A 25,197-nucleotide genomic window follows, 5' to 3' on the forward strand; every position below is an offset into this window, starting at 1 on the left:
CCTCCGGCCGAAGCTATGCCAGCACAATAGACTCACTTCCTTGCGCGAAACTGAATCGCGCCGATCGGCTCGATGCCGCTCCGATTCAAGCCTCACACAAGGCACGGGGACTATCCCTTGCAGCTGACTTGAAATGCGGAAGGACCTCTCGTGGGCATTCTGATTGGACTGGTGGTGACGCTCGGCTGCGTCCTTGGCGGCTTCATGGCCATGGGCGGGCATCTGCATGTGCTGATGCAGCCCTGGGAAGCGGTGGTCATCTGCGGCGCCGCACTCGGCACCTTCCTCGTCGCCAATCCGATGAAAACGGTCAAGGACACCGGCAGGGGCATCCTCGAAGCCTTCAAGCAGGCCGTGCCGAAGGAGCAGGATTATCTGGAAACGCTCGGCGTGCTGCACAGCCTGATGCGTGAACTGCGTTCGAAGTCGCGCAGCGAGGTCGAGGCGCATATCGACAATCCCGAGGAATCGGCGATCTTCCAGGCATTCCCCACCGTGCTGAAGAACCACGACCTGACGCATTTCATCTGCGACTATTGCCGGATCATCATCATCGGCAACGCCCGTTCGCACGAGATCGAGGCGCTGATGGATGAGGAAATCCAGACCATCAAGTCCGACAAGATGAAAGCCTACCACGCGCTGGTGGCGGTCGGCGACGGCCTGCCGGCGCTCGGGATCGTCGCCGCCGTGCTCGGCGTGGTCAAGGCGATGGGCGCGCTCGACCAGTCGCCGGAAATCCTTGGCGGCCTGATCGGCGCCGCCCTCGTCGGTACCTTCCTCGGCATCTTCCTGTCTTACGCGGTGGTCGGGCCCGTCGCCACCAAGATCAAGACGGTGCGCGAGAAGAAGAACCGGCTCTACATCATCGTCAAGCAGACGTTGCTCGCCTACATGAACGGCGCCCTGCCGCAGGTGGCGATCGAGTTCGGCCGCAAGACCATATCGTCCTATGAACGGCCGACCATCGACGCCGTCGAGCAGAGCACGATGAACACCGGCTCCGCCGAGAAAAGGGCCGCCTGAGCGATGCGCGACAGATCGGTGCCGACATTGTCATGACCAGTCCCGGCAGTCCCTCACAAGCGCGCTCGCTGATCATCGAGCGCCTAGTCGGCGACAGCGGCGAGGCCGCCCAGGTCATCGGCACCGGCCGGGGCATGGCAGAGCGCGCTGCGCCGCTGCTGCAGAAGAGCCTGACCAGTGAGCTTGGAGTTCCTGTCACCGTCGATCTCAGGGGCGTCGAGGTCAGCCGCGTCGCGGAGGCCCGCTCCCGTGCCGGCGATACGTTTGCCATGACCATCGTTGCGTCAGCCACGTCCTCTGATGCCATGACCCTGGTGATCGATGCGCCGGCGATCGCGGTCACGCTTTGCACGCTGTTCGGCGGCGACCCGGAGATGCCGGCATCGCCGATAGAGCGTGATCTGTCGCAGATCGAGGTCGATGTTTCGACCATGATGTTCCAGCAGGTCGCGCAGGCACTGAACGGATCGGGACGACGGTCGCTCGACCTGCGCCTGCCAGTGCCGCGGGCGATGTCGGGCACCGAAGCCAAACGACACGTGTTGCGCGATGGCGCTGCAATCCGCATCGTCTTCGGCATCTCGACGCCGGCCGACAGCGGCACCGTCACGGTTACGATGCCGCAGCGTGTCGTGCTGGCCAGCCGGGACAGCGCTGCTGCCGGCGGCGAGAACGATCAGGGCGCCAGCTGGCGCGCGCGCTTTTCGGAAGAAGTGATGCGCTCCACGGTAGCGCTCGAGGCGACCATGCCGCTGGCCCGACTGACGCTCGGCGATCTTGCCGATTTCGAAATTGGCCAGATCATCGAATTCGAGGAAACGGCGCAATCGCAAGCGCGTATCGGCGCGCGCGGCAAGACGCTGTTCGTATGCGAGTTCGGCAAGCTGGGACAGAATTACACCGTCCGGATCAAGCATCCCTATGATGCCGGACAGGATTTTATCGACGGGCTCATGCCGGCTGGTGCCGGGCACGCCTGAGCTTTTGGAGACGATGCATGGCCAAGACCAAGGCAGAAGCCGAAATCGACCAGCCGGACGAGCAGCTCGACCGCGCCATCGAGGAATTGCGCGGGGTTCTGCATGAAGAGGAACAGCGCCCCGATATTGCGTTCAAGGCCGCGTCCGCTGCCAATTCGAGCGTCATCATGAACATCCCCGTCGACGTCCAGATCATCCTCGGCAGCACCGAGATGCCGGTGTCCGACCTGATGGCGCTGCAGAAGGGCTCCACGGTGGCGCTCAACCGCCGCATCGGCGAACCGGTCGACGTGGTGGTCAACGGCCGCAGAATAGCGCGCGGCGAGATCACCGTGCTCGAAAGCGACCCGTCGCGCTTCGGCATCAGGCTGACCGAAATCATCGCCGGCACGAAGGGCGCGTGAAGATGCGTCGCGGGTCTTGCCGGCGGCAGCGGGAGCGAAAGGCATGACGACGTCCCTTTCCCTGACGCGTCCGCAGAAGGCGGCCGCCATACTGGTGGCGATGGGCAAGCCGTCGGCCAGCCGCCTCTTGAAATTCTTCAAGCAGGAGGAATTGAAGGCGCTCATCGAGGGCGCCCGGCTGCTCAGGACCATTCCGCAAGGCGATCTCGAGCGCATCGTCGCCGAGTTCGAGGCGGAGTTCACCGAAGGGGCGGGACTGCTCGATTCCGCCGACAGGATGGACACCATCCTCAATGAATCGCTGTCACCCGAAGAGATGAGCGCGATCATGGGTGACAAGAAATTCGAGGTTGCGCCGGAAGGTCCGCCGCCGATCTGGCCCGAGCTCGAGAAGCTCGAGCCGGTGCGGCTTGGTACTTTCCTGGCCGGTGAACATCCGCAGACTGCGGCCATGGTGCTGTCGAAGCTGGCGCCGCAGGCGGCGGCGAGCGTGCTGTTGACGTTGAGCAAGCCGACGCGCGGCGAGATCATCAAGCGCATGGTGACGATGGCCAATGTTCCCGACGCCGCCAGCAGGATCGTCGAAAACCGGCTGCGCACCAGCGTGCTGGCGGAAACCGCGACCAAGGATACATCGGCCGGACAGGCGCGCGTCGCCAGCGTTCTCAACGAATTGGACAAGCCGCTGCTCGAGGAGGTCATGCAGGACCTGGAGGCCGCCGGCACGCCCGATCTCGACGGCGTCCGGGCTCGGCTGTTCTCCTTCGACGATTTGCCGCTGCTTACCCAGAAAGCGCGCGTGCTTCTATTCGACGGGCTGTCGACCGAACTGGTCACGCTGGCGCTGCGCGGCACTTCGGCGATCCTTGCCGAAGCGGCGCTGTCGGCGATCGGCGCGCGCTCGCGGCGCATGATCGAAGCCGAACTCGGACAAGGATCCGAAGGGGTTCCCCTCGCCGACATCATGGCGGCGCGCAAGACGATCGTGACGACGACAATCCGGCTGGCGCGCGAAGGCGCGTTCGAGCTTCCCGCGACCCAGAACGCCGCCGCCTAAGGCCGGATCATGGCAGAGGCGGTCGACAAGGATTCCAAAACCGAAGAAGCGACGGAAAAGAAGATCCGCGACACCATCGAACAGGGCAAGCTGCCCCATTCGAGGGAGACCGCGCTCCTGGCCTCCTTCGTCGCCATACTGGTGTTCACCGTCTTCTACGCCAAGGATGCCATTGTCGATCTCGGCATGTTCCTGTCGATGTTCCTGGAGAAGCCGGAAGCCTGGCCGATGGACACCGAGACCGACGTCATCGCGCTCTACAAGATCGTCATGCTGGAGGTGGGCCGTGCCATCCTCAGCCTGCTGGTGCTCCTGACCATCGCCGGCATCGGCGCCTCGGTGTTCCAGAACATGCCGCAGTTCGTCGGCGAACGCATCAGGCCGCAGCTGTCGCGCATCTCGATCGTCAAGGGCTGGAACAGGCTGTTCGGGGTGCAGGGCTGGGTCGAGTTCCTGAAGGCGCTCGGCAAGGTGGGCTTCGCCATCGTCGTGCTCGCCCTCACGCTGTCCGAGGATCACCGCAAGCTGCTCGCCGGCATGATCACCAATCCCGTCGCCTTCGGCCTCGTCATCCGCGGCATCGCGGTCGACATACTGGTGGCGATCGTCTTCGTCATGGGCCTGATCGCGGCGATCGACATCGTCTGGTCGCGCTTCCACTGGAAGCAGGACCTGCGCATGAGCAAGCAGGAGGTCAAGGACGAGTTCAAGCAGTCCGAGGGTGACCCGATCGTTAAGTCGCGGCTGCGCTCGCTGGCGCGCGACCGCGCTCGCAAGCGGATGATGACGGCGGTGCCGCGCGCGACGTTGATCATCGCCAACCCGACGCACTTCTCGATCGCGCTTAAATATGTGCGCGACGAGGATTCGGCACCGCTGGTGCTGGCCAAGGGGCAGGATCTGGTGGCGCTCAAGATCCGCGAAATCGCGCGCGAGCACAACATCCCGATCTTCGAGGACGTGGCGCTCGCCCGCTCCATGTACAAGCAAGTTTCGGTCGATAGTGTGATCCCGTCGCAATTCTACCAGGCCGTCGCCGAACTGGTGCGGATCGTCTACTCGAAAAAGGCTGAGCGCAGACAGATTTCATGAACCGCCAACCGCACGCCAACTCCCGCGAGATCATCGTCGCCAGCGCCATCGAGCAAGTCGTGGCGGAGCTCAGGCTGATCGATGTCGCCGATTATATCGCCTTCATCCGGCTGGAGCATTTCGCCTGCCTGTCGGACCTGGTCGATTCCGCGGCGGAACTGTTCTTCAAGCCGGGCACGCTGAGGCTCGGCCATGGCGGCGAGGCGCATGTCGACTGGAGCGGCAGCCCGCGCATCGTGCTCGATCTCGAGCTTCGGCCGCCCGGCGTCACGGTCTATTTCCAGCTGACGCTGAGCGAAAAAGGCGCCTCGGTCGCGGTCAACTACGTGTCGTTCGAAAAGCCCGGCGAGGACCCCGAGCACAACACCGCCCTGCTCGAGGCGGTGGTCGAACAGGCGCGTATCCGCAAGGTCGAGCCGCTGGCGTTCTAACTATTCGATCAGGCCGAGCCGCAGCGCCTTGGCGACCGCCTGGTTGCGGTTGACGGCGTTGAGCTTCTGGGTCGACTGGGTGAGATACTGGTTGGCGGTATGCACCGACAGTTTCAGCAGCCGCGCTATCTCCTCGCTGGTATTGCCGTTGGCGGTCAGCTTCAGGCATTCGAGCTCGCGCTTGGAGATCGCGCGCGTCTTGCCGACATCGCCCGGACGCATGCGGGCGACAGCGGCGAACAGCGAAAAGCAACGGGCGTGGATTTCATAGAGCGCGTCCTGCGGCAGGGCGATCTCCGAGCCGAGGAAGACGACGAGGCCGCACTGGCCGCGATCGGCGTGGACGGGAAAGGCGATGCCGCTGCTGCCGGGCGCCAGCGGCGCCATCTGCTCGGTCCAGGCAAGGCCGCCGAACATCTCGCTCATGGCCGCCACACCGTCATCCGTCCACCAGCGCGGTTCGGTCGAGATCCTGCTATGGCGCACGATCTCCTCGCCATTGGCGCCCGAGATGAACTTGGTCGCCACCGATATGCCGGGATAGTCGGAATCGAAGCACGGCACCAGCCGCGCCCGCTCGAGCGACGGGCTGACGAAGAACAGGCCGAAGGCCGAGGCATTGATGTCGACGGCGATCCAACGGCAGCGCCGCACAGCATCGGGAATGGTCACGGCGTGATGCGTTTCGGAGCCGAGCGAGAAGGCACCGAACGGATTGCGCTGGTCGTTAAAAAGGGCCTCGGCGGCCTGCTTGACGTCGGCCTGTTTCAAATGATGCCGCTCCTGATCGCCGTGGCGATGGCCATCGCGCGGTTGCTGGCCGCGAATTTCTGGATGGCGTGGGTGATGTAGCTGTTGACGGTGTTGGAGGACACGCCAAGGATGACGGCAACCTCGTCCGTGGTCTTGCCTTCCGAGACCCAGAACAGGCATTCGCGCTCGCGGTCCGACAGCGGATCCTGCATGGCGGCGGCGGCGATCAGTTGCGGAATATGCGAGAGCGCGTAGCAGCACTTCAGCTGCGCCTTCATCAGCGCCGGTTGGTCGATCCGACCGGCGGCTGCCGCCGAGAACAGCGCGAACAGGCGTTGGCGGCCGACATTCAGCCTGAGCGAATAGATCTCGGCGTGGCCGAGCACGTCGAGCAGACGTGCCTCTTCGCCGGAGACCAGCCCCTCGGCCTGTGGTGCCTGCGCCGACACCAGCGGCCTTGGACGCATGCCCGGCGCAACGGTGAGCGCGCCCTGGGCAAGGCCAGCGATCAGCCGCTTGCCGATCAGTTCGATGGCGTCGAAAATCCAGTTGGACGAGACGATGCGCGCGTCGTTGCGGTCCTGATCGTGGACGATGGCGACCAGCATATAGCTGTCGGCACCGATCTCGGCGGTCAACTCCATGAAAAAGCTGGTGAGATCGCCGCGCGACGTCAGGCGCGAGCCCAATGTGTCGGATTGAAGAAGCGCGGCGGGACTGCTCATTGCTGTTTTTGGCCGGAATCGATGCTGATGTCCGGATGCTGGAGAGCCAGCCGCCGAACCTGAAAACGCGTTACATTTACGAGACACACACAAGCGCGGGGTCGCGCCCGATCAGACGGAATCCATTCAGGGAACGCGAAGCCGTCCGCGTCTGGCGCCAGAAAATTCCGGCACTTGAGACTTTGGGTGGTCGCCGCGCCCCCCGAGGACCGGCTGATTCGGGTCTAATCTACCCGTAGATGAATCTGACATCAAACGCGATTTGACAAAATCGAATCGAGTGGACTCAAGCTGCGACTCAGGGGCCGATTTTCGCGCGTTTCGGTGCGTGAAAATGTTCGAGCCGTGCAAGCCAGTCTTGTCGGCCGGGGCTGTTTCGGTCGCGCCCACCAAGGGGCTAGAGGATGTCAAAGAGCGGCTGACGCCGCCCTTTTTCGTGGTTTCCCTGAGAGCTGCCGCGCTTCGGGCAGCCGGTGTCACCGGCCCTCGAAGCCGGTCAGCACGCCGACGGCATTGATGCCGATTTCCTCGACGGCGTAGCCGCCTTCCATGACGAACAGCGTCGGCAGGCCGAGCCTGGCGATGCGGCGGCCGATCATGGGATAGTCCGACGACTTCAGCTTGAACTGGCTGATAGGATCCTTCTCGAACGTGTCGACGCCGAGCGAGACGATGACGACGTCTGGCGCGTAGGCGGCGAGCCTGGCGCAGGCGTCTTCCAGCGAGGCGCTCCAGGCGTCCCAGCCGGTGCCGAACGGCATGGGATAGTTGATGTTGAAACCTTCGCCCGCGCCGGCGCCACGCTCGTCGGCATGGCCGAGGAAGAACGGATATTCGACCATCGGGTCGCCGTGCAAATTGAGGACCTGCACGTCGGCGCGGTCGTAGAAGATCTCCTGTGTGCCGTTGCCGTGATGATAGTCGACATCGAGGATCGAGATGCGGCTGGCCCCCTGGTCGCGGAACCACTGCGCGGCAACGGCCGCGTTGTTGATGTAGCAATAGCCGCCCATGAAGCCGGCTCCGGCATGGTGGCCGGGCGGACGGCAGAGCGCGAAGGCGGAGGCTTCGCCGGCCTTGACCAGGCCCGCGGCGGTCAGCGCGACGTCGTAGGAGGACTTGATCGCATCCCATGTTCCTTCGACGAAGGTGGCGCCGCCGTCGAAGGAATAATAGCCGAGCAGGGCGTCGACGCGCTTGGGCGGCACGTCGCCGCGCAGGCCGCGTGTCGGCCAGGTGAAGGGCATGGCTGTGCCTGTGTGGCCCTCGGCGATCCATTGCGGCCAGACCGTCGGCAGGAAATCGACGTAGTCGGCCCTGTGGATGCGCTTGGCGGCGGCAAGATCATGCTCGGCCGGCGCGATGATCGGCCCGAGTTTCTCGCTGTCGACCCGCGCCTTGATGAACTCGGCGCGCGAGGGTTTTTCGAAACCCGGCACGATCGCCGATGTGACCAGTTCCATCTGGCCGGCGTGGCCGGCGTGAAGCGGCGAATAGACAGTCTTCATAAAATTCCTCTCGAAATGCGAAATCAGTCAAGGTTGAGGTAGGGGGTCACCAGAGCGAGCCACATGGTTTCGACATCGTCCTCGATGAGGTCGTATGTCCGGCGATCCCTTTTCAGGCCGACAAGACGGCAGGCGTGTCCGACCTCCATCATCAGCACGCCGAGCCGGTTGGCGACCTTGTCTTCGAGAGCCGGGTTCACGTGCCGCAGCCACGCCGCATAGAGGGCGATGATCTGGTCGTCATACTCGTTCTGGATCGGTCTCAGATCGGCGTTGCCTGAAATCGCCTCGATCACCGGCATCAGGCTGGCATTGTCGAGATAAAGCCTGGAGGTATCGGTGAAGAGCCTGCGCACCTCCCGCCGAAACTCCTCGCGGTTGGTGGGCGGATCGACCCTGATGCGCCTCGCGATCACTTCGGGAAAGGATGACAGCCAGCGCCGGGCGAGGTCCAGGAGAATGGCTTCCTTGTTGGGAAAGTATTGGTAGACCGAACCGACCGACAGGCCCGCGCGCTGCGCTATGGCGAGCGTCGTCGGCGTCCTTGTCCCTTGCTCGCGGGTCAGGATCAGCGCCGCGTCGAGAATCCGGTCCACCACCTTGCTCGACCGTTGTTGGCGCGGCTGCTTGCGCGGTTCGAGCGCTATCCTGGTTTTGCGATCGAGACTGCGCTTCACGGCTTGACGTCCTCGTTCCCCGCCCAGTCCCAACATCGGCGCAGAGTGTTGTCCACAATACATTGCAAATTCCGCATGTTGACAAACGCGAATGATTAGTCGCATTCTTTTATCCACGCTGCCTTGGGGATAACAAGGGGAATTTCGAAGACAGCGCGCCGGCATCATCTTTCCCCATCGCCCCTCCCGCGGAGCGGCAGCTCGTGGGCAGTGGTTGTCGGTCTCAGTCAAAAGCGCGGAGTCGCGATGTCGGTCACGGGTGCGGGTCACAAGGCGGATCTGATCGTCATCAATGGTCGTGTGTTGACCATGGACGATGACAATCCGACCGCCGAAGCCGTTGCCGTCAAGGATGGCGCCATCGTCGCTCTCGGCAGCCACGCCTCCATCGAAGAGTTCAAGGGGCCGGCCACCAGGGTCATCGACGCCAGGGGCGGTTCGGTGATCCCGGGTTTCATCGAAGCCCACATGCATCTGTTTTCAGGCGCGGCCGAGCTTGCCCATCTCCAGTTGTCGGGCGTCCACGGTTTCGAGGCGCTGCAAAAGGCGATCCGCGACTACGCGTCGACGCACCCCGATGCCAAGATGCTGGTCGGACAGGGCGTCGACTACACCGTGCTCGACGACGAGCGAGTGACGCGCCATCATCTCGATGCGATCCTGCCGGACCGGCCCTTCGTCATGGCCGCGCCCGACCACCATACGATGTGGGCCAACACCAAGGCGCTGGACTTGGCTGGCATCCTGAATGGGCGCACGCTTGGCCCCGGCAATGAGATCGTCATGGGCGACGACGGCCTGGCCAATGGCGAACTGCGCGAGGGCGAGGCTTTCGGCCCGGTGCTCGATCTTGCCGGCGAGGGCCGGGTGCGGCTCGGGCTGGCGACGGGCGGCGAGCCAGACCCGATGCCATCGGCGGAAGAACGCGCCGCCGACCGCGACATCATGCGGCGCGGGCTCGCCTGGTGCGCGCGCCACGGCATCACCTCGATCCAGAACATGGACGGCAATCTCTACCAGCTCGAATTGCTGGCCGAGATCGAGGCCGAGGAGGGTCTGTCCTGCCGGGTGCAGATACCCTTCCACTACAAGAATTTCATGACGCTCGACATGCTCGACAAGGCCTCGGCGATGGCCGAGCGCTACAATGGCGAGTGGCTGTCGTCAGGCATGGTCAAGGTGTTCTACGACGGCGTGCTCGATTCCTGGACGGCCGTCATGATCGAGCCCTATGCCGACCGTCCCGACTGGGTGGGCGAACCCCTGTTCACGCCCCAGCAATTCATCGATCTCGCCGTCGCCGTCGACAGGCGCGGCCTGCAGATCGCCGTGCATTCGATCGGCGACGGCGCCGTGCGCGCCGTGCTCGACGGCTACGAGGCGGCGCAAAAGGCCAATGGCAAGCGCGACAGCCGGCATCGTGTCGAACATCTAGAGGTTATCGCCGCATCTGAGGTGCCGCGTTTCGCGGAACTCGGCGTCATCGCCTCGATGCAGCCGCCGCATCCGCCCGGCGCCATGGATTTTCCGCTGGAGCCGACCGTGTCGCGCATCGGACCGGCGCGCTGGCCGCTAAGCTATGCCTGGCGCACCCTGAAGAATGCCGGCGCGCATGTCGTGTTCGCGTCGGACTGGCCGGTGTCGCCGATCGATCCGATCCTGGGCATCCAGGCGGCAGTAATGCGCAAACCCTGGGCATCAAGCGATCCGGACCAGAGCTTCTCGCTGCGTGAATCGCTTGCCGCCTACACGGTCGAGGGCGCCTATGCCGAATTCGCCGAGCACCGCAAGGGCACGCTGAAGCCGGGCTATATGGCCGATCTGGTGGTTTTGTCGGCCGACATCGAAAAGACTATGCCGGCCGACCTGCACAAGGTGCGCCCGGTAACAACGATCTGCGGCGGCAAAGTCACCTACCAGGCCTGACATGGCATGCGGCTTGCCTGCTGAAATGGCGGACTGAAATGACCGACTGAACTGTGATTCAATGCCGGACTTGCCAACCCACCGGCCATGTGGTCACATCCAATAGGGGAAAAGCTCCGCCAGCAAGAGCGGGGTCAACAGTGAGGCGTAATCGTGCCGGACAAACCGGATCGGAATGCGATTGAAGTAGTAAACGTCAGCAAAATTTTCGGATCGGGTGAGGGGCAGGTCGCTGCCCTCGACACAGTCTCGGTATCCATCCGCGAAAACGAATTCTTCACACTGCTGGGACCATCCGGCTGCGGCAAGACCACCTTGCTGCGGCTGATCGCCGGCTTCGACTTTCCAACCGCCGGCGAAATCCTGCTTTACGGCCAGGACATCGCGCCATTGCCGCCCTTCAAGCGGCCGGTCAACACCGTCTTCCAGTCCTATGCGCTGTTCCCTCACATGACGGTGGCAGACAATATCGGCTTCGGCCTGGAGATGCTGGGCAAGCCCAAGGCGCAGATCAAGGCGCGCGTTGCCGAGATGCTGAAGCTGGTCAAGATGGAGGCGCTGGCGGGCCGGCGCACCGGCCAGATTTCCGGCGGCCAGCAGCAGCGCGTGGCGCTGGCCCGGGCGCTCGCGCCGCAGCCGAAAGTGCTGTTGCTCGACGAGCCGCTCTCGGCGCTCGACTACAAGCTGCGCAAGGAGATGCAGATCGAGTTGAAGCGGCTGCAGCACGAGACCGGCATAACCTTCATCTTCGTCACCCATGACCAGGAAGAGGCGCTGACGATGTCGGACCGCATCGCGGTGATGTCGTCGGGCAAGATCCTGCAGGTCGGCTCGCCCTGGGATATCTACGACAAGCCTGCCGAACGCTTCGTCGCCGACTTCATCGGCGAGACCAACTTTCTCACCGCGGCCATATCGGGCACCGGCAACGGCAAGGCGCGCGCGACGCTCAAATCCGGCACCACCATCGAGGCGACCGTCGCCGAAGGTTTCCAGCCGAAGGACAACGCCACCGTGGTGGTGAGGCCGGAGCATGCCAAGCTGACCAAGAGCAAGGGCGACCTGGCGGGCACGGTCGACAACATCGTCTATTTCGGCACCGACACGCATATCCATGTCCAGCTCGACAGCGGCGAAGCCTTCACCGTGCGCCAGCAGAACACGCGCAGCGCCGGCTGCGGTTTCGAGCGCGGCGACAAGGTCGGCATCCTGATCGGCAACGACGCCGCGCAAGTGCTGAGGGACTGATGGCCACCGCCGAAGAAGTCGCCAAGGCAGCGGAGCGGCGCGACGTCCGCGACCGCTGGTTGCTGTCAGCGCCGGCGCTGCTGGTCATTCTGCTCGCCGCGACCGGCCCGTTGCTGATCGTGCTCGTCTATTCGTTCCTGACGCCCGGCGCCTATGGCGACGTGAAGTGGCAATTTTCGCCGGAAGCCTGGGTGTCGGTGTTCATGGAACGCGACATTTTCGACGACACGCTGTCGCTGGCGGCCGCCCACGTCACCATCTTCCTGCGCTCGATCAAGCTCGCGGTGGTGACGACGCTGGCGACTTTGGCGCTCGGCTTCCCGACCGCCTATTTCATGGCGACGCGCAGTGAAAAGACCAGAGATCTCTGGCTGTTCCTGATCACCATCCCGTTCTGGACTAACCTTCTGATCCGCACTTTCGCTGTTCTGCAGATCATCCGCAACGAAGGCATCGTCAATACCATCCTTCTGAAGCTCGGCATCGTCTCGGCGCCGGTGCAGATCCTCTACACCGACACGGCGATCCTGATCGGCATGGCCTATGTCTACCTGCCGCTGATGGTGCTGCCGATCTATGCCAGCATGGAAAAACTCGATTTCCGGCTGGTCGAGGCCGGCTACGATCTCTACGCGACACGCTTCAAGGTGCTGCGCAAGATCATTTTCCCGCTGGTCAAACCCGGCGTCATCGCCGGCTCCATCCTGGTCTTCATTCCGGCCCTCGGCGCCTATGTGACGCCGAGCGTGCTTGGCGGCGGCAAGAACATGATGCTGTCCAACCTGATCGAATTGCAGTTCGGACAGGGCCGCAACTGGCCGCTTGGCTCGGCGCTGTCGATCACGGTCATGATCATCGTCATGGTGGCGCTGCTGGCCTATGTGCGCAACGCCGGCAAGTCAGGGGTGCGTCATGGCTAGCAACTTCTCCATCAAGCACCAGCCGGGCTTCACCGCGATCGCGGCGACCTGTTTCGTGGTGCTCTATCTGCCGATCATCGTGCTGGTCATCTACGCCTTCAACGCGGCGAGCTCGACCTCGGAATGGGGCGGGTTTTCGCTCAAATGGTTCCAGTCGGCCTGGCAGAACACGCAGGTCATCGATGCGACGATGCGTTCCTTCCAGATCGGCGCCATAGCGGCGGCCCTTGCCACCATCTTCGCCACAATGGCCGCGCTCGCCACCACGCGCACACCGCCCTATCCCGGGCTGACCTTCAAATACGCGGCCATCAACCAGCCGCTGATGGTGCCCGAAATCGTCACCGGCGTGGCGCTGCTGATCTTCTTCTCGCGCATCAAGATCTTCACCGGCTATTCCGGCCTTGGCTACCTGATCGCCGCGCATACGGCGTTCTGCATCCCGTTTGCCTACCTGCCGATCCGGGCGCGGCTGGAGAATATGGACCTGACGCTGGAACGCGCCGCTGCCGACCTCTATGCGACGCCGTGGAAGACCTTCCGCCGCATCACGCTGCCGCTTTTGTGGCCCGGCATCCTCGCCGGCCTGATGCTGGCTTTCGTCATCTCGCTCGATGACGTCGTCATCACCGAATTCGTCAAGTCGGGCGGCCAGGACACGCTGCCCACCTACATGCTCGGCCAGATCCGCCGCGGCATCACACCCGAGATCAACGCGATATCGACCGCCTTCCTGCTGCTTTCGGTCGCGATCGTCACGTTGTTTTTCTTTGTCAGCAGGAAACGAGACTGAAACCGATAATGGGAGTTAAAACGATGAACTGGAAGACAACGGCGTCCGCCATGGGGTTGGCGTTGCTCGCTTCGACGGGCCTTGCCCGCGCCGACGGCGTGCTCAACATCTACAATTGGGGCAATTACACCAGCCCCGACGTGATCAAGAAGTTCGAAGCCAAATACAACGTCAAGGTGACCATCACCGACTACGATTCCAACGATACCGCGCTTGCCAAGGTGCGCCAGGGCGGCACCGGTTTCGACATTGCCGTGCCTTCGCAGACCTATGTACCGATCTGGATCAAGGAAGGCCTCGTTCAGGAAACCGATCCGGGCAAGATGGAGAACTTCAAAAACGTGGCGCCGGAATGGGCCAATCCTGAGTTCGATCCGGGCCGCAAATACACGGTTCCGTGGGCCTGGGGCACGATCGGCGTCGTCGTCAACACCGACGCCTACAAGGGCCCGGCCAACACGTGGGGCATCATCTTCAACACGCCCGACGAGTTGAAGGGTAAGGTCAACGTCGTACCGGAGATGGGCGACGTGATGTTCGCCGCGATCAAATATGTCGGCGGCCAGCAATGCACCAACGACAAGACGGTGCTGAAGAAAGTACGTGACCTGCTGGTGGCGGCGAAGCCGAACTGGATCGCCATGGAATACAACACCATAGAGAAGATGGGCGCCGGCGACTTCAAGGCAACCAGCGACTGGAATGGCTCGGCTTTGCGTCAGCGCCTCGCCAACCCGGCCATCCACTTCAATTATCCGAAGGAAGGCTATGGCCTGTGGAGCGACAACGTCGTCGTCCTGAAAGAGGCCAAGAATGTCGAGAACGCCAAGCTGTTCCAGAACTTCATCATGGATCCGGAAAACGCGGCCGGCCTCTCGGCCTTCCATCGTTACGCCAATGCCATCGCCGGTTCGGACAAATACATGCCGGCCGACATGAAGGACGCGCCGGAAGTCGTCATTCCGGCCGACGCCAAGCCGCTTGGCGAACTGCAGCAGATGTGCGCACCAGAGACGCAGGAACTCTACACCAAGATCTGGACCGAACTGCAGAAGTAATCGCCGCATGACGGACCCGGCGGCACATGCCGCCGGGTCTTTTCCGTTTCCGGGAATGGCTTTCATGGACTCCTATCGCAACAGCGATCCGCGGCCGCCGATCATGCAGGGCTCGCCGCCCGCCATGGTGTCACCAAGGCTCGACTGGGACAGGCCGCCCTGGAACCGCTGGGCTTTCCAGCACATCAGGGAAATTCTGCCGACCGTCGAAGTCTGGCGCGGCAATGGCCACCGTCACCGCCTCGAACGCGCCGAGGTCGATCTCGACGGGCTGCCGGTCGAGGACAGCGATGGCAAGGCCTCGACGCTCGCGGGCCTGCTCGACGAGACCTACACGGATGGTTTCCTGGTGCTCAAGGACGGTAACATAGCCTATGAACGCTACTTCAACGGCATGGACGAGCGCACGCTGCATCTGTCGCAGTCCATGGCCAAATCGGTCACCGGCTCGGTGTTCGGCATACTGGCCGGGCGCGGGCTGGTCGATCCGACAAAACCGCTTGCCGACTACCTGCCGGAGCTGAAGGCAACCGGGTGGGCCGGCGCCAGCGTCCAGCACGTGCTCGACATGACGAGCGGAGTGCGCTTTTCCGAGGAATATACCGATCGCTATTCCGATATCGGCCAGGTCGATGTCGCCACCGGCTGGAAGCCGGTGCCGCCGGGCAGCGACCCGGACTTTCGCTGGCCCGCGCACATGTTCGAGCTGATCCTAGGCTTGAAGGACATTGTTCGGCCACATGGGGCGGCATTCGAGTACCGCTCGGTCGAAACCGATGTGCTCGCGTTCATCCTGGAGCGGGTGACCGGCAAGCGGCTGGCGCAACTGGTCTCGGAAGAACTCTGGCAAAAGCTCGGCGCCGATGAAAGCGCCTGCTTCACCGTCGACAGCGCCGGCTACGCGCTGGCCGATGGCGGCTTCAACGCGACGCTGCGCGATTATGCCCGCTTCGGCCAGCTGATCCTCGACAATGGCGGTGGCATCGTGCCTGCCGATTGGATCGAGGCGACGCGCAGCGGCAGCCACGGGCCGGGCTTCAGTCCGAGCCTGCCAGAGGGCAGCTATCGCAACCAGTTCTGGATCGAGGATCCGCATTCGCGGGCGCTGATGTGCCGGGGCGTGTTCGGGCAGATGATCCACATCGACTGGAATACGCGGATGGTCGTGGTCAAGCTTTCGAGCTGGCCGGATTTCAGCAATGTCGCCTATTCCATGGCGACGCTGAAGGCCGTGCATGCCATCGCCGCCGCGCTGAGCTGAACCCCCCACAAGAAACGACCTGGAAGGAAATGCTATGACCGGCAAGACCGCGTTCGAGAGCAAATACGGCTTCCGCCGCAACCAGGTGCTGCTCGGCAATTGGCGCGAAAACCCGTTCAACCGATGGTCGTTCCAGAACGTCGGCGAGCTGGTGCCGAGCGCGCGTGTCGCCGCCCTGCCGGTCAACGAGGCGCCGGCCGAGGATTTCGGCGGATTGCTTGACGAAAAGGTCGCGCTGGCAAGCACGCCGGAAACCGTCGCCGCTTTTCTCACCCGCTCGCACACGGACGCGCTGACCGTCATGAAAGGCGGCAGGATCGTCGGCGACTGGTTTGCGCCGCATATGGATTTCGGCGCCCGCCACATCATCTTTTCGATCAGCAAGTCGGTGACCGCGATCATGGCCGGCATATTGGAAGGCGAGGGCGTGTTCGATCCGGAAGCGCCGGTGACGGCCTACATGCCGGAAGCCGGCGGTTCGGCCTATGGCGAGGCTACCGTGCGGCATGTGCTCGATATGAGTGTCAGCCTCGATTTCGAAGAAGCCTATCTCGATCCCGAAAGCGCCTTTGCCCGCTACCGGCGCGCCACCTTGTGGAACCCCGGCGGCGGCACGGAAAGCCTGCGTGAATTCCTCCTGACGCTGCAGCGTCTCGCCGAGCCGCATGGCCAGACCTTCCGTTACCGGTCGCCCAATTCCGACCTGCTTGGCCTGCTGCTCGAACGGGCGTCCGGCCAGCGCTTCGCCGACCTGATGCACGAGAAACTGTGGCTGCCGCTGGGCGCCGCCAGCGAAGCTTCGGTGGCGGTCGACATGGAGGGCACGGCGCGCACTGCCGGCGGCATCTCGGTGACGCCGCGCGATCTGGCGCGCGTCGGCGATATGATGCGGCAAGGAGGCACTGCGAATGGCCGCCGCATCGTGCCCGAGGCCTGGGTGCGCGACACCACGGTAACCGGCGGCAGTTCTGAAGCCTGGCAGCGTGGCGCCATGCTGCCGCTGTTTCCCAAGGGCCGCTACCGCAACAAATGGTACCAGACAGGACATGAGAACGGGGCCTATTGCGGCATCGGGATCCATGGCCAGTGGCTCTATGTCGACCCCCGGACGGAAGTGGTGATCGCCAAGATGTCGTCGCAGCCCGAGCCGGTCGACGATCCGCTCGATCTCGAGATCGTCGCATTCTTCGAAGCGCTGAGCCGGATGGTCTGAGCGGCCGCAACATTAGGGCGCGCTTTCCTGTGGACCTCTGTCGCCGGCGAAACCGCGAAGGTTGGCGGGCAGGATATCTGCGCCTATGGTCGCCGCTCTTTTCGAGAAGAGCAGGAACGGCATGGCATCCGACATCAAGCGCATCGCAGCCATTATCGCGACCGAGATTACAGCGCGGCCCGAACAGGCTGCCGCTGCCATCGGGCTGCTCGACGAAGGCGCGACCGTGCCGTTCGTGGCGCGCTACCGCAAAGAGGTGACGGGCGGGCTCGACGACACGCAACTGCGCCTGCTGTCGGAGCGTCTTGCCTATCTGCGCGAGCTCGACGCGCGGCGTGACACCATCCTTGGCTCGATCCGGGAGCAGGGCAAGCTGACCGACGAGCTTGAAACCAAGCTCGCCGCCGCCGTCACCAAGGCCGAGCTGGAGGACATCTACCTGCCCTACAAGCCCAAGCGCCGCACCAGGGCGGAGATCGCCCGGGAGCGTGGGCTGGGACCGCTGGCGGAAGCCATCCTGGCCGACCGTTCGCTGGTGCCGGCGGAACTCGCACTGGCCTATCTGACCGAGGACGTGGCCGACGCCAAGGCGGCACTTGAGGGCGCGCGCGACATAGTGTCGGAGCAGTTCGCCGAGAATGCCGACCTGGTCGGCAAGCTGCGAAGCTACATGAAGGAACGCGCCTTCATGCGCGCCAGGGTGGTCGACGGCAAGCAGGAGGCGGGTGCGAAATTCTCCGATTATTTCGACCATGTCGAGCGCTGGGCCACCGTGCCGAGTCACCGCGCGCTGGCGATGCTGCGCGGCCGCAACGAGGAGGTGCTGTCGCTCGACATCGAGGTCGATGCCGACGACTCTTCACCGGTGAAGCCGGTAGAGCGGATGATCGCCAATGCCTACGCCATCGGCGGCAGCCTGCCGGGCGATCGCTGGCTGATGGAGGTCGCAGGCTGGACCTGGCGCATAAAACTATCCCTGCACCTGACGCTCGATCTAATGCGCGACCTGCGCGAACGGGCCGAGGAAGAGGCGATCCACGTCTTCGCCCGCAATTTGAAGGATCTGCTGCTCGCCGCCCCCGCCGGATCGCGGCCGACGATGGGGCTCGACCCTGGCATCCGCACCGGCGTCAAGGTCGCGGTGGTCGACGGCACCGGCAAGCTGGTGGCGACGACAACGGTCTATCCGTTCCCGCCCAGGAACGATGTGCGTGGCACGCAGGCGGAGCTCGCCAAGCTCGTTCGCCTGCACAAGGTCGAGCTGATCTCGATCGGCAATGGCACCGGCAGCCGCGAAACCGAGAAGCTGGTGGCCGACATGCTGTCCGACATGCCTTCCGACGGCGGGCCGAAGCCGCTCAAGGTGATCGTCAGCGAGGCCGGCGCTTCGGTCTATTCGGCTTCGGCGACGGCGGCGGCGGAATTCCCCGGTCTCGACGTATCATTGCGCGGTGCGGTGTCGATCGCGCGCCGCTTGCAGGATCCGCTGGCCGAACTGGTCAAGATCGAGCCGAAATCGATCGGCGTCGGCCAGTATCAGCACGATGTCGACCAGTACCGGCTTGGCCGCTCGCTGGAGGCGGTGGTCGAGGACGCCGTCAACGCGGTTGGCGTCGATCTCAACACGGCTTCGGCGCCGCTTCTGGCGCGCGTTTCAGGGCTCGGGGCGTCGCTCGCAGACGCCATCGTCGCGCATCGCGATGCCACCGGCCCGTTCGCCAGCCGCAAGGATTTGCTCAAGGTCTCCCGCCTTGGGCCGCGTGCGTTCGAGCAATGCGCCGGCTTCCTGCGCATCCCGAACGGCTCCGAGCCGCTCGACGCCTCGGCCGTGCATCCGGAAGCCTACGGCGTGGCCAAAAAGATCGTCGCCGCCTGCGGGCGCGATGTGCGTTCGCTGATGGGCGACAGTGCGGCGCTGAAGGCGCTCGATCCGCGCGTTTTCGTCGACGAGCGGTTCGGCCTGCCGACGGTGCGCGACATTTTGACCGAACTGGAAAAGCCCGGCCGCGATCCGCGCCCCGGCTTCAAGACGGCAACCTTCGCCGATGGCATCGATGACATCAAGGATCTGAAGCCCGGCATGCTGCTGGAAGGCACCGTCACCAATGTCGCCGCCTTCGGCGCCTTCGTCGACATCGGCGTCCACCAGGACGGGCTGGTGCACGTTTCGCAACTGGCCGACCGTTTCATCAAGGACGCGCATGAGGTGGTCAAGGCCGGCGACGTGGTCAAGGTGCGGGTCGTCGACGTCGACATCAAGCGCAAGCGGATCGCGCTTTCCATGCGCAGGGATGGTGGCGAGGGCGGCGCATCGCGCGGCCCGCGCGACAATGGCGGCGGCAGGCCGGCGCCACGCTCGCCAGCGCCGCAGCGCCAGCCGGAGCGACCGGCGCAGCAAGGTGCGTTCGGCGCGGCGTTGGCGGATGCGCTGAAACGGAAATAGCTACCACGCCAGAACAGCCGGGTCCTTTTCAACCTGGCTCGTCAGCCAATCTCGAAAACTCGCGACCGGCGGATGGCCGCGCTTGTCGTGCGGGACGACTAGATAATAGGCGCTGCGGCTGTGCATAGGCTGGCCGGGCGCGGGCACCAGCTGGCCGCGCTGCAACTCGCCTAAGATGAGGATTTGCGGCAGCAGAGCCACGCCCAGACCCGCCATGCAGGCCTGGGCGGCGGTGCCGAACTGTTCGAACTGCATACCCGGTCCGGTCGGCGCGCTCAGGCCCTGATGCTCAAACCATTCTGTCCAGGCGCCAGGCCGCGTCGCCATGTGCAGCAGCGGCAGACGGCCGATGTCGGCCGGCGTGGCGATGGAGCGCTCGGCGAGAAATTCGGGCGACACCACCGGGGCCACCACCTCCCGCACCAGCAGCGTCGAGTCTGCCTCGGGCCAGTCCGGCAGGCCATAATGGATGGCGGCGTCCAGCCGCTCTCTGGCGAAGTCGAAGCGGCCGACGCGGGTGACGAAGTTGATGGTGATGTCGGGATTGTTGTCGACGAAGTCTGGGATCATCGGCATCAGCCAGCGCGTGCCGAAGGTCGGCAGGATTGCGAGGTTCAGGATGCCGCTATGCCGATTACTCATCAATCCAAGCGCTGCGTCGCGCAATTGCCCAAGTGCCGAACGGACCACTTCGGCGTAGGTTTCGCCCGCCGCCGACAGCCGGACATTGCGGCTGTCGCGCTCGAACAGCCGGCGGCCAAACTGATCCTCGATCAGCCTGATCTGCCGACTGACGGCGCCCTGGGTTAAATCCAGCTCCTGGGCTGCAGCGGTGAAACTGCCAAGCCGGGCCACCGCTTCGAAGGCGGCAAGCGCGTTGATGTTAGGCAAAAGACGACGTTGGACGCTCATGATCTATTCCTAACGCTCATTGATCGGTGAAGCAATTTCGTTTGATTTTTTCAGGCCGTGGGCCGATAAGCCGGGCTTCACCCGTTTTTAAGGATCGAGACGCCATGGCTGCCGACAAGAATGCATTCGTCTGGGAAGACCCGTTCCTGATCGAGGACCAGCTTTCGGAAGACGAGCGCATGGTGCGGGACGGGGCGGCGGCCTTCGCCGCCGACAAGCTCGCGCCGCGCATCGAGGAGGCCTATCTCAACGAAACCTTCGACACGGCGATTTTTCGCGAGATGGGCGAGGCCGGCCTGCTCGGCATCAACATTCCGGAAGAATTCGGCGGCCTCGGCGCCAACTATGTCACCTACGGCCTGGTCGCCCGCGAAGTGGAGCGCGTCGATTCCGGCTATCGTTCGATGATGTCGGTGCAGTCGTCGCTGGTGATGTATCCCATTTATGCCTATGGCTCGGACGAACAGCGCAGGAAGTATCTACCCAAGCTCGCCAGCGGCGAGTGGATAGGCTGTTTCGGCCTGACCGAACCGGATGCCGGCTCCGACCCCGGCGGCATGAAGACGCGCGCCGAGAAGACCGCCAATGGTTACAAGCTTACCGGCTCCAAGATGTGGATCTCCAATGCGCCCGTCGCCGACGTGTTCGTCGTCTGGGCGAAGCTGAAGGGCGAGAACGGCAAGGATGAGATCCGTGGCTTCATCCTGGAAAAGGGCATGAAGGGGCTTTCGGCGCCGAAGATCGGCGGCAAGCTGTCGCTGCGGGCGTCGATCACCGGCGAGGTGGTTATGGAAGGCGTCGAGGTCGGCGAGGATGCTCTGCTGCCCAACGTGTCGGGGCTGAAGGGGCCGTTCGGCTGCCTCAACCGGGCTCGCTACGGCATTTCCTGGGGCTCGATGGGCGCGGCCGAAGATTGCTGGCATCGCGCGCGCCAGTATGGCCTCGACCGCAAGCAGTTCGGCAAGCCGCTGGCCAGCACGCAGCTCTACCAGAAGAAGCTCGCCGACATGCAGACCGAGATCGCGCTCGGGCTGCAGGCCTCGTTGCGCGTCGGGCGGCTGCTCGACGAAGGCAAGATGGCGCCGGAGATGATCTCGATCGTCAAGCGCAACAATTGCGGCAAGGCGCTCGACATCGCCCGCCAGGCGCGCGACATGCATGGCGGCAACGGCATCCAGATCGGCTATCACGTGATGCGCCATGCGCAGAATCTGGAGACGGTCAACACCTATGAGGGCACGCATGACGTGCACGCGCTGATCCTGGGACGGGCGCAGACGGGGATCCAAGCGTTTTTCTGAGGTTCGGTAGCCGTTTAAGTTAGGTGCAGCGCAACATCCGCTTGGAGAATGACGGCCAGATGTGTCAGGGTTCGGCCAGCTAAACGCCGATCTTCCGGGGCTCCATGGCAATTCTGGCCGCCGTCTATCACCTGACCCATTACAAATACGACCGGCCGGTGGTTCTTGGTCCCCAGGTGATCAGGCTCCAGCCGGCGCCACATTCGCGCACCAAAGTGCTCAGCCATTCGTTGAAGGTCGAGCCGGCGAACCACTTCGTCAATCTCCAGCAGGACCCCTACGGCAATTTCCTCGCCCGTTTCGTCTTTCCCGACCCGGTGAGCGAACTCAAGATCGAGGTCGACCTCGTCGCCGACATGACGGTCTACAACCCGTTCGATTTCTTCGTCGAGGAGACGGCGGAAAATTTCCCGTTCGAGTATCCGGAAGAGACACGCAACGACCTCGCCATCTATCGCACACCGGAACCGGCAGGCCCGCTGCTGTCGGCGTTCCTGAAAACCATCGATACCAGCCCGAAAAACACGGTCAATTTTCTCGTCGACCTCAATGCCCGGCTGCAGCGCGAAATCGCCTATATCGTGCGTATGGAGACCGGCGTGTTCTCGCCGGAGGAAACGCTGGCGGCCGCCAAAGGGTCGTGCCGCGATTCGAGCTGGCTGCTGGTGCAGATCCTGCGCAATCTAGGCATCGCCGCGCGCTTTGTCTCGGGCTATCTGATCCAGCTCAAGCCCGACCTCGTCGCGCTCGATGGGCCGGCCGGTACATCAGTGGATTTCACTGACCTGCACGCCTGGTGCGAGGTCTATCTTCCCGGCGCTGGCTGGATCGGTTTCGACCCGACTTCGGGCCTGCTTACGGGCGAGAGCCATGTACCGCTTGCCGCCACCCCGCATTTTCGCAATGCAGCGCCCATTTCCGGCATGGCGAGCTTTGCCAATGTCGAGTTCGGCTTCGACATGCGGGTCGACCGCATCGCGGAGCATCCGCGCATCACCAAGCCGTTCTCGGATGAAAGCTGGCATGCGCTTGATGCGCTCGGCAACAAGGTCGATGCGGCGCTGGCGGACGGGGATGTACGGCTGACCATGGGCGGCGAGCCGACCTTCGTGTCGATCGACGATTTCGAGTCCGCCGAGTGGAACACCGCCGCCGTCGGCCCGACAAAACGCGAAAAGGCCGATGCGCTGATCCGGAGGCTGCGCGAGCGCTTCGCGCCTGGCGGCTTCCTCCATTATGGCCAAGGCAAATGGTACCCCGGCGAAAGCTTACCGCGCTGGACCTTTTCGCTCTACTGGCGCACCGACGGCCAGCCGGTGTGGAGCGACCCGTCGCTGATCGCGCGGAGAAAAGCGAAGCCGATATCGGTCCGAAGCAGGCCGAGAGCCTGCTGACCGCGATCGCCGGCGAGCTCGGCATCGAAACGTCCATGGTCAGCGAAGCCTATGAGGATCCGGCCGAGTGGCTGCTCAAGGAAGGCAAGCTGCCGGAGAATGTCGATCCGTCCAATTCGAAGCTGGAGGATCCCGAAGAGCGCAGCCGCATGGCGACGGTGTTCGAACGCGGGCTAACCAAGCCGTCGGGCTATGTGCTGCCGGTGCAGCGCTGGAACAGCCAGGCGTCGGGCCAGCGCTGGCGCTCGGAAAAATGGACGACGCGGCGCGGGCGGCTGTTCCTGGTGCCGGGCGATTCACCGGTCGGCTACCGCCTGCCGCTCGGCACGCTGCCTCACGTGCCGCCGGAGCAGTTTCCCTATATCGTTCCGGTCGATCCGTCGCAGCCGCGCGGTGCGCTGCCCGTGCGGGAGGCGATCTTGCCCATGGCGGCTCCGGCCGATCCTCAGGGCGCCGATGAAATGGCACGCCGCCAGCAGGCGGCATCGTTCACGGCCGCGACCGCCCAGCAGGACCGGGTCGAGCAGGAGATCACCGAGATCGGCGGCGCGGTGCGTACCGCGCTTTCGGTCGAGCCGCGCGAGGGACGGCTCTGCGTGTTCATGCCGCCGGTCGAGGCGCTGGAAGATTATCTTGAGCTGGTGGCAGCAGCCGAGAACGCGGCCAAGGCGATCAGGTTGCCAGTGCACATCGAGGGCTACGGCCCGCCGCATGATCCGCGCCTCAACGTCATCCGCGTCGCGCCGGACCCTGGCGTCATCGAGGTCAACATCCACCCGGCTGCCAACTGGCAGGACTGCGTGGCGACGACCACGGCGATCTACGAGGAGGCGCGGCAAACGCGGCTTGGCGCGGATAAATTCATGATCGACGGCCGCCACACCGGCACCGGCGGCGGCAACCATGTTGTGGTCGGCGGCGCGACCCCCAATGACAGCCCGTTTCTGCGCCGCCCCGATCTTTTGAAGAGCCTGGTGCTGCAATGGCAGCGGCATCCCTCGCTGTCTTATCTCTTCTCCGGCCTGTTCATCGGCCCGACCAGCCAGGCGCCGCGCTTCGACGAGGCGCGCCACGATTCGCTCTACGAGCTTGAAATCGCCATGGCGCAGGTGCCGCGTCCGGACCAGGGCAGCCTGCCTTTGCCATGGCTGGTCGACCGGCTGTTCCGCAACCTTTTGACCGACGTCACAGGGAACACGCATCGCTCGGAAATCTGCATCGACAAGCTGTTTTCGCCTGATGGACCGACCGGACGGCTGGGCCTGGTGGAATTCCGCGGCTTCGAGATGCCGCCCAATGCGCGCATGAGCCTGGCGCAGCAACTGCTGGTCAGGGCGATCATCGCCCGTGCCTGGAAGAACCCGCTCGACGGCCGTTTCGTGCGCTGGGGCACGTCGCTGCACGACCGCTTCATGCTGCCGCATCATGTCTGGGCGGATTTTCTCGGCGTTCTCGACGACCTCAAGCTCAACGGTTTCACGTTCCGCCCCGAATGGTTCGACGCGCAGCTCGAGTTCCGCTTTCCCTTCTGCGGCGAGGTCCAATATGCGGGCGTCAAGCTGGAACTGCGGCAGGCCCTGGAGCCGTGGCATGTCATGGGCGAGCAGGGGGCCATCGGCGGCACCGTGCGCTTCGTCGATTCCTCGGTCGAAAGGTTGCAGGTCAAGACCGAAGGGCTCAATCCGGAGCGCCATGCCGTCGTCTGCAACGGCCGCATCGTGCCGATGAAGGTTACCGACAACAGGGAGGTCGCGGTGGCGGGCGTGCGCTTCAAGGCGTGGCAGCCCGCTTCGGGCCTGCATCCGGCACTGCCGGTCAATACGCCGCTGGTGTTCGATATCTACGACCGTTGGTCGGGTCGGGCGGTTGGCGGCTGCGTCTATCATGTCGCGCATCCGGGCGGGCGCAGCTACGACACTTTTCCGGTCAACGGCAACGAGGCGGAAGCGCGCCGGCTCGCCCGCTTCGAGGCGCGCGGCCACACGCCGTCGGCCTATGTGTTGCGCGAGGAACAACCCACGGAAGATTTCCCCATGACGCTTGACCTTCGGCGTCCACCAAGATTCTGATCTGAC

The 25,197-nt window shown here is 63.9% G+C and carries 20 protein-coding genes and 1 pseudogene; 16 read left to right on the top strand and 5 right to left on the bottom strand.

Annotated features, from left to right (window positions below):
* Nucleotides 1-150: 150 nt before the first annotated feature.
* The 6 genes from motA to FJ973_RS15850 are packed head-to-tail and all read left to right on the top strand — an operon-like array spanning nt 151 to nt 4,990.
* A complete protein-coding gene (motA, locus tag FJ973_RS15825) occupies nt 151-1,026 on the top strand; it encodes a flagellar motor stator protein MotA (RefSeq protein ID WP_140496207.1) in 876 nt (291 codons plus the stop codon).
* 32 nt (nt 1,027-1,058) lie between these two features.
* Nucleotides 1,059-2,006 carry a FliM/FliN family flagellar motor switch protein gene (locus FJ973_RS15830; RefSeq protein ID WP_140556625.1) on the top strand — a complete coding sequence of 316 codons (948 nt, stop codon included), beginning with the start codon at nt 1,059-1,061 and terminating at the stop codon, nt 2,004-2,006.
* A gap of 17 nt (nt 2,007-2,023) precedes the next feature.
* Nucleotides 2,024-2,410, top strand: coding sequence for a flagellar motor switch protein FliN (gene fliN, locus FJ973_RS15835; RefSeq protein ID WP_140496205.1), 387 nt, complete (start codon nt 2,024-2,026; stop codon nt 2,408-2,410).
* A 43-nt stretch (nt 2,411-2,453) separates the two neighbouring features.
* A complete protein-coding gene (locus FJ973_RS15840) occupies nt 2,454-3,467 on the top strand; it encodes a flagellar motor switch protein FliG (RefSeq protein ID WP_140513630.1) in 1,014 nt (337 codons plus the stop codon).
* 9 nt (nt 3,468-3,476) lie between these two features.
* Entirely contained in the window at nt 3,477-4,559 is a 1,083-nt protein-coding gene (gene flhB, locus FJ973_RS15845; protein ID WP_140556627.1) for a flagellar biosynthesis protein FlhB, read from the top strand.
* Complete coding sequence (locus FJ973_RS15850) at nt 4,556-4,990, top strand: hypothetical protein (RefSeq protein ID WP_140496202.1); 435 nt, start codon at nt 4,556-4,558, stop codon at nt 4,988-4,990. Before flhB ends, FJ973_RS15850 begins: the two co-directional genes overlap by 4 nt.
* Here FJ973_RS15850 and FJ973_RS15855 read toward each other — a convergent pair whose 3' ends face one another.
* The 4 genes from FJ973_RS15855 to FJ973_RS15870 form a co-directional block, all read right to left on the bottom strand.
* Nucleotides 4,991-5,761 (bottom strand): helix-turn-helix transcriptional regulator, encoded by a 771-nt coding sequence (locus FJ973_RS15855; protein ID WP_140513628.1) that lies wholly within the window; start codon nt 5,759-5,761, stop codon nt 4,991-4,993.
* A complete protein-coding gene (locus FJ973_RS15860; protein ID WP_140496200.1) occupies nt 5,758-6,468 on the bottom strand; it encodes a helix-turn-helix transcriptional regulator in 711 nt (236 codons plus the stop codon). Before FJ973_RS15860 ends, FJ973_RS15855 begins: the two co-directional genes overlap by 4 nt.
* 476 nt (nt 6,469-6,944) lie before the next feature.
* Nucleotides 6,945-7,976 carry a histone deacetylase family protein gene (locus FJ973_RS15865; RefSeq protein ID WP_140513627.1) on the bottom strand — a complete coding sequence of 344 codons (1,032 nt, stop codon included), beginning with the start codon at nt 7,974-7,976 and terminating at the stop codon, nt 6,945-6,947.
* A gap of 23 nt (nt 7,977-7,999) precedes the next feature.
* Nucleotides 8,000-8,653 (bottom strand): TetR/AcrR family transcriptional regulator, encoded by a 654-nt coding sequence (locus tag FJ973_RS15870; protein WP_140496198.1) that lies wholly within the window; start codon nt 8,651-8,653, stop codon nt 8,000-8,002.
* A 246-nt stretch (nt 8,654-8,899) separates the two neighbouring features.
* Here FJ973_RS15870 and FJ973_RS15875 point away from each other — a divergent pair, with 246 nt between their 5' ends.
* The 8 genes from FJ973_RS15875 (at nt 8,900) to FJ973_RS15910 (ending at nt 19,515) form a co-directional block, all read left to right on the top strand.
* Nucleotides 8,900-10,579, top strand: coding sequence for an amidohydrolase (locus tag FJ973_RS15875; protein WP_140556629.1), 1,680 nt, complete (start codon nt 8,900-8,902; stop codon nt 10,577-10,579).
* A gap of 153 nt (nt 10,580-10,732) precedes the next feature.
* Nucleotides 10,733-11,827, top strand: coding sequence for an ABC transporter ATP-binding protein (locus tag FJ973_RS15880; protein ID WP_140522308.1), 1,095 nt, complete (start codon nt 10,733-10,735; stop codon nt 11,825-11,827).
* The gene (locus FJ973_RS15885) at nt 11,827-12,747 is read left to right on the top strand and encodes an ABC transporter permease (protein ID WP_140496195.1); all 921 of its coding nucleotides are present in this window, start codon (nt 11,827-11,829) and stop codon (nt 12,745-12,747) included. Before FJ973_RS15880 ends, FJ973_RS15885 begins: the two co-directional genes overlap by 1 nt.
* Complete coding sequence (locus FJ973_RS15890; RefSeq protein ID WP_140496194.1) at nt 12,740-13,540, top strand: ABC transporter permease; 801 nt, start codon at nt 12,740-12,742, stop codon at nt 13,538-13,540. The genes FJ973_RS15885 and FJ973_RS15890 overlap by 8 nt, the downstream gene beginning before the upstream one ends.
* 23 nt (nt 13,541-13,563) lie before the next feature.
* Nucleotides 13,564-14,598 carry an extracellular solute-binding protein gene (locus FJ973_RS15895; protein ID WP_140496193.1) on the top strand — a complete coding sequence of 345 codons (1,035 nt, stop codon included), beginning with the start codon at nt 13,564-13,566 and terminating at the stop codon, nt 14,596-14,598.
* 64 nt (nt 14,599-14,662) lie between these two features.
* Nucleotides 14,663-15,859, top strand: coding sequence for a serine hydrolase (locus FJ973_RS15900; protein WP_140556631.1), 1,197 nt, complete (start codon nt 14,663-14,665; stop codon nt 15,857-15,859).
* A gap of 34 nt (nt 15,860-15,893) precedes the next feature.
* The gene (locus tag FJ973_RS15905) at nt 15,894-17,072 is read left to right on the top strand and encodes a serine hydrolase (RefSeq protein ID WP_140556633.1); all 1,179 of its coding nucleotides are present in this window, start codon (nt 15,894-15,896) and stop codon (nt 17,070-17,072) included.
* A gap of 121 nt (nt 17,073-17,193) precedes the next feature.
* Entirely contained in the window at nt 17,194-19,515 is a 2,322-nt protein-coding gene (locus FJ973_RS15910) for a Tex family protein (RefSeq protein WP_140556702.1), read from the top strand.
* Here the strand turns inward: FJ973_RS15910 and FJ973_RS15915 are convergent, their stop codons facing one another.
* Nucleotides 19,516-20,427: a LysR family transcriptional regulator gene (locus FJ973_RS15915; RefSeq protein WP_140556635.1), complete on the bottom strand. Its 912-nt coding sequence runs from the start codon at nt 20,425-20,427 to the stop codon at nt 19,516-19,518.
* A 104-nt stretch (nt 20,428-20,531) separates the two neighbouring features.
* Between FJ973_RS15915 and FJ973_RS15920 the strand changes: the two genes are divergently transcribed.
* Nucleotides 20,532-21,728, top strand: coding sequence for an acyl-CoA dehydrogenase (locus tag FJ973_RS15920; RefSeq protein ID WP_140556637.1), 1,197 nt, complete (start codon nt 20,532-20,534; stop codon nt 21,726-21,728).
* 104 nt (nt 21,729-21,832) lie between these two features.
* Nucleotides 21,833-25,191 (top strand): annotated as a pseudogene (locus FJ973_RS15925) (transglutaminase family protein).
* The last annotated feature ends 6 nt before the right edge of the window (nt 25,192-25,197 follow it).

The organism is Mesorhizobium sp. B2-1-3, from assembly GCF_006442495.1.
Classification (GTDB): Bacteria; Pseudomonadota; Alphaproteobacteria; order Rhizobiales; family Rhizobiaceae; genus Mesorhizobium.

Bases quoted from the DNA above. Each gene is read 5' to 3' on its own strand.
- FJ973_RS15875 (WP_140556629.1), top strand. From the start codon at position 8,900: ATGTCGGTCACGGGTGCGGGTCACAAGGCGGATCTGATCGTCATCAAT.
- FJ973_RS15900 (WP_140556631.1), top strand. From the start codon at position 14,663: ATGGACTCCTATCGCAACAGCGATCCGCGGCCGCCGATCATGCAGGGC.
- FJ973_RS15915 (WP_140556635.1), bottom strand. From the start codon at position 20,427: ATGAGCGTCCAACGTCGTCTTTTGCCTAACATCAACGCGCTTGCCGCC.
- FJ973_RS15860 (WP_140496200.1), bottom strand. From the start codon at position 6,468: ATGAGCAGTCCCGCCGCGCTTCTTCAATCCGACACATTGGGCTCGCGC.
- FJ973_RS15840 (WP_140513630.1), top strand. From the start codon at position 2,454: ATGACGACGTCCCTTTCCCTGACGCGTCCGCAGAAGGCGGCCGCCATA.
- FJ973_RS15910 (WP_140556702.1), top strand. From the start codon at position 17,194: ATGGCATCCGACATCAAGCGCATCGCAGCCATTATCGCGACCGAGATT.
- flhB (WP_140556627.1), top strand. From the start codon at position 3,477: ATGGCAGAGGCGGTCGACAAGGATTCCAAAACCGAAGAAGCGACGGAA.
- FJ973_RS15830 (WP_140556625.1), top strand. From the start codon at position 1,059: ATGACCAGTCCCGGCAGTCCCTCACAAGCGCGCTCGCTGATCATCGAG.
- FJ973_RS15890 (WP_140496194.1), top strand. From the start codon at position 12,740: ATGGCTAGCAACTTCTCCATCAAGCACCAGCCGGGCTTCACCGCGATC.
- FJ973_RS15865 (WP_140513627.1), bottom strand. From the start codon at position 7,976: ATGAAGACTGTCTATTCGCCGCTTCACGCCGGCCACGCCGGCCAGATG.
- FJ973_RS15885 (WP_140496195.1), top strand. From the start codon at position 11,827: ATGGCCACCGCCGAAGAAGTCGCCAAGGCAGCGGAGCGGCGCGACGTC.
- FJ973_RS15905 (WP_140556633.1), top strand. From the start codon at position 15,894: ATGACCGGCAAGACCGCGTTCGAGAGCAAATACGGCTTCCGCCGCAAC.
- FJ973_RS15895 (WP_140496193.1), top strand. From the start codon at position 13,564: ATGAACTGGAAGACAACGGCGTCCGCCATGGGGTTGGCGTTGCTCGCT.
- FJ973_RS15920 (WP_140556637.1), top strand. From the start codon at position 20,532: ATGGCTGCCGACAAGAATGCATTCGTCTGGGAAGACCCGTTCCTGATC.
- fliN (WP_140496205.1), top strand. From the start codon at position 2,024: ATGGCCAAGACCAAGGCAGAAGCCGAAATCGACCAGCCGGACGAGCAG.
- FJ973_RS15850 (WP_140496202.1), top strand. From the start codon at position 4,556: ATGAACCGCCAACCGCACGCCAACTCCCGCGAGATCATCGTCGCCAGC.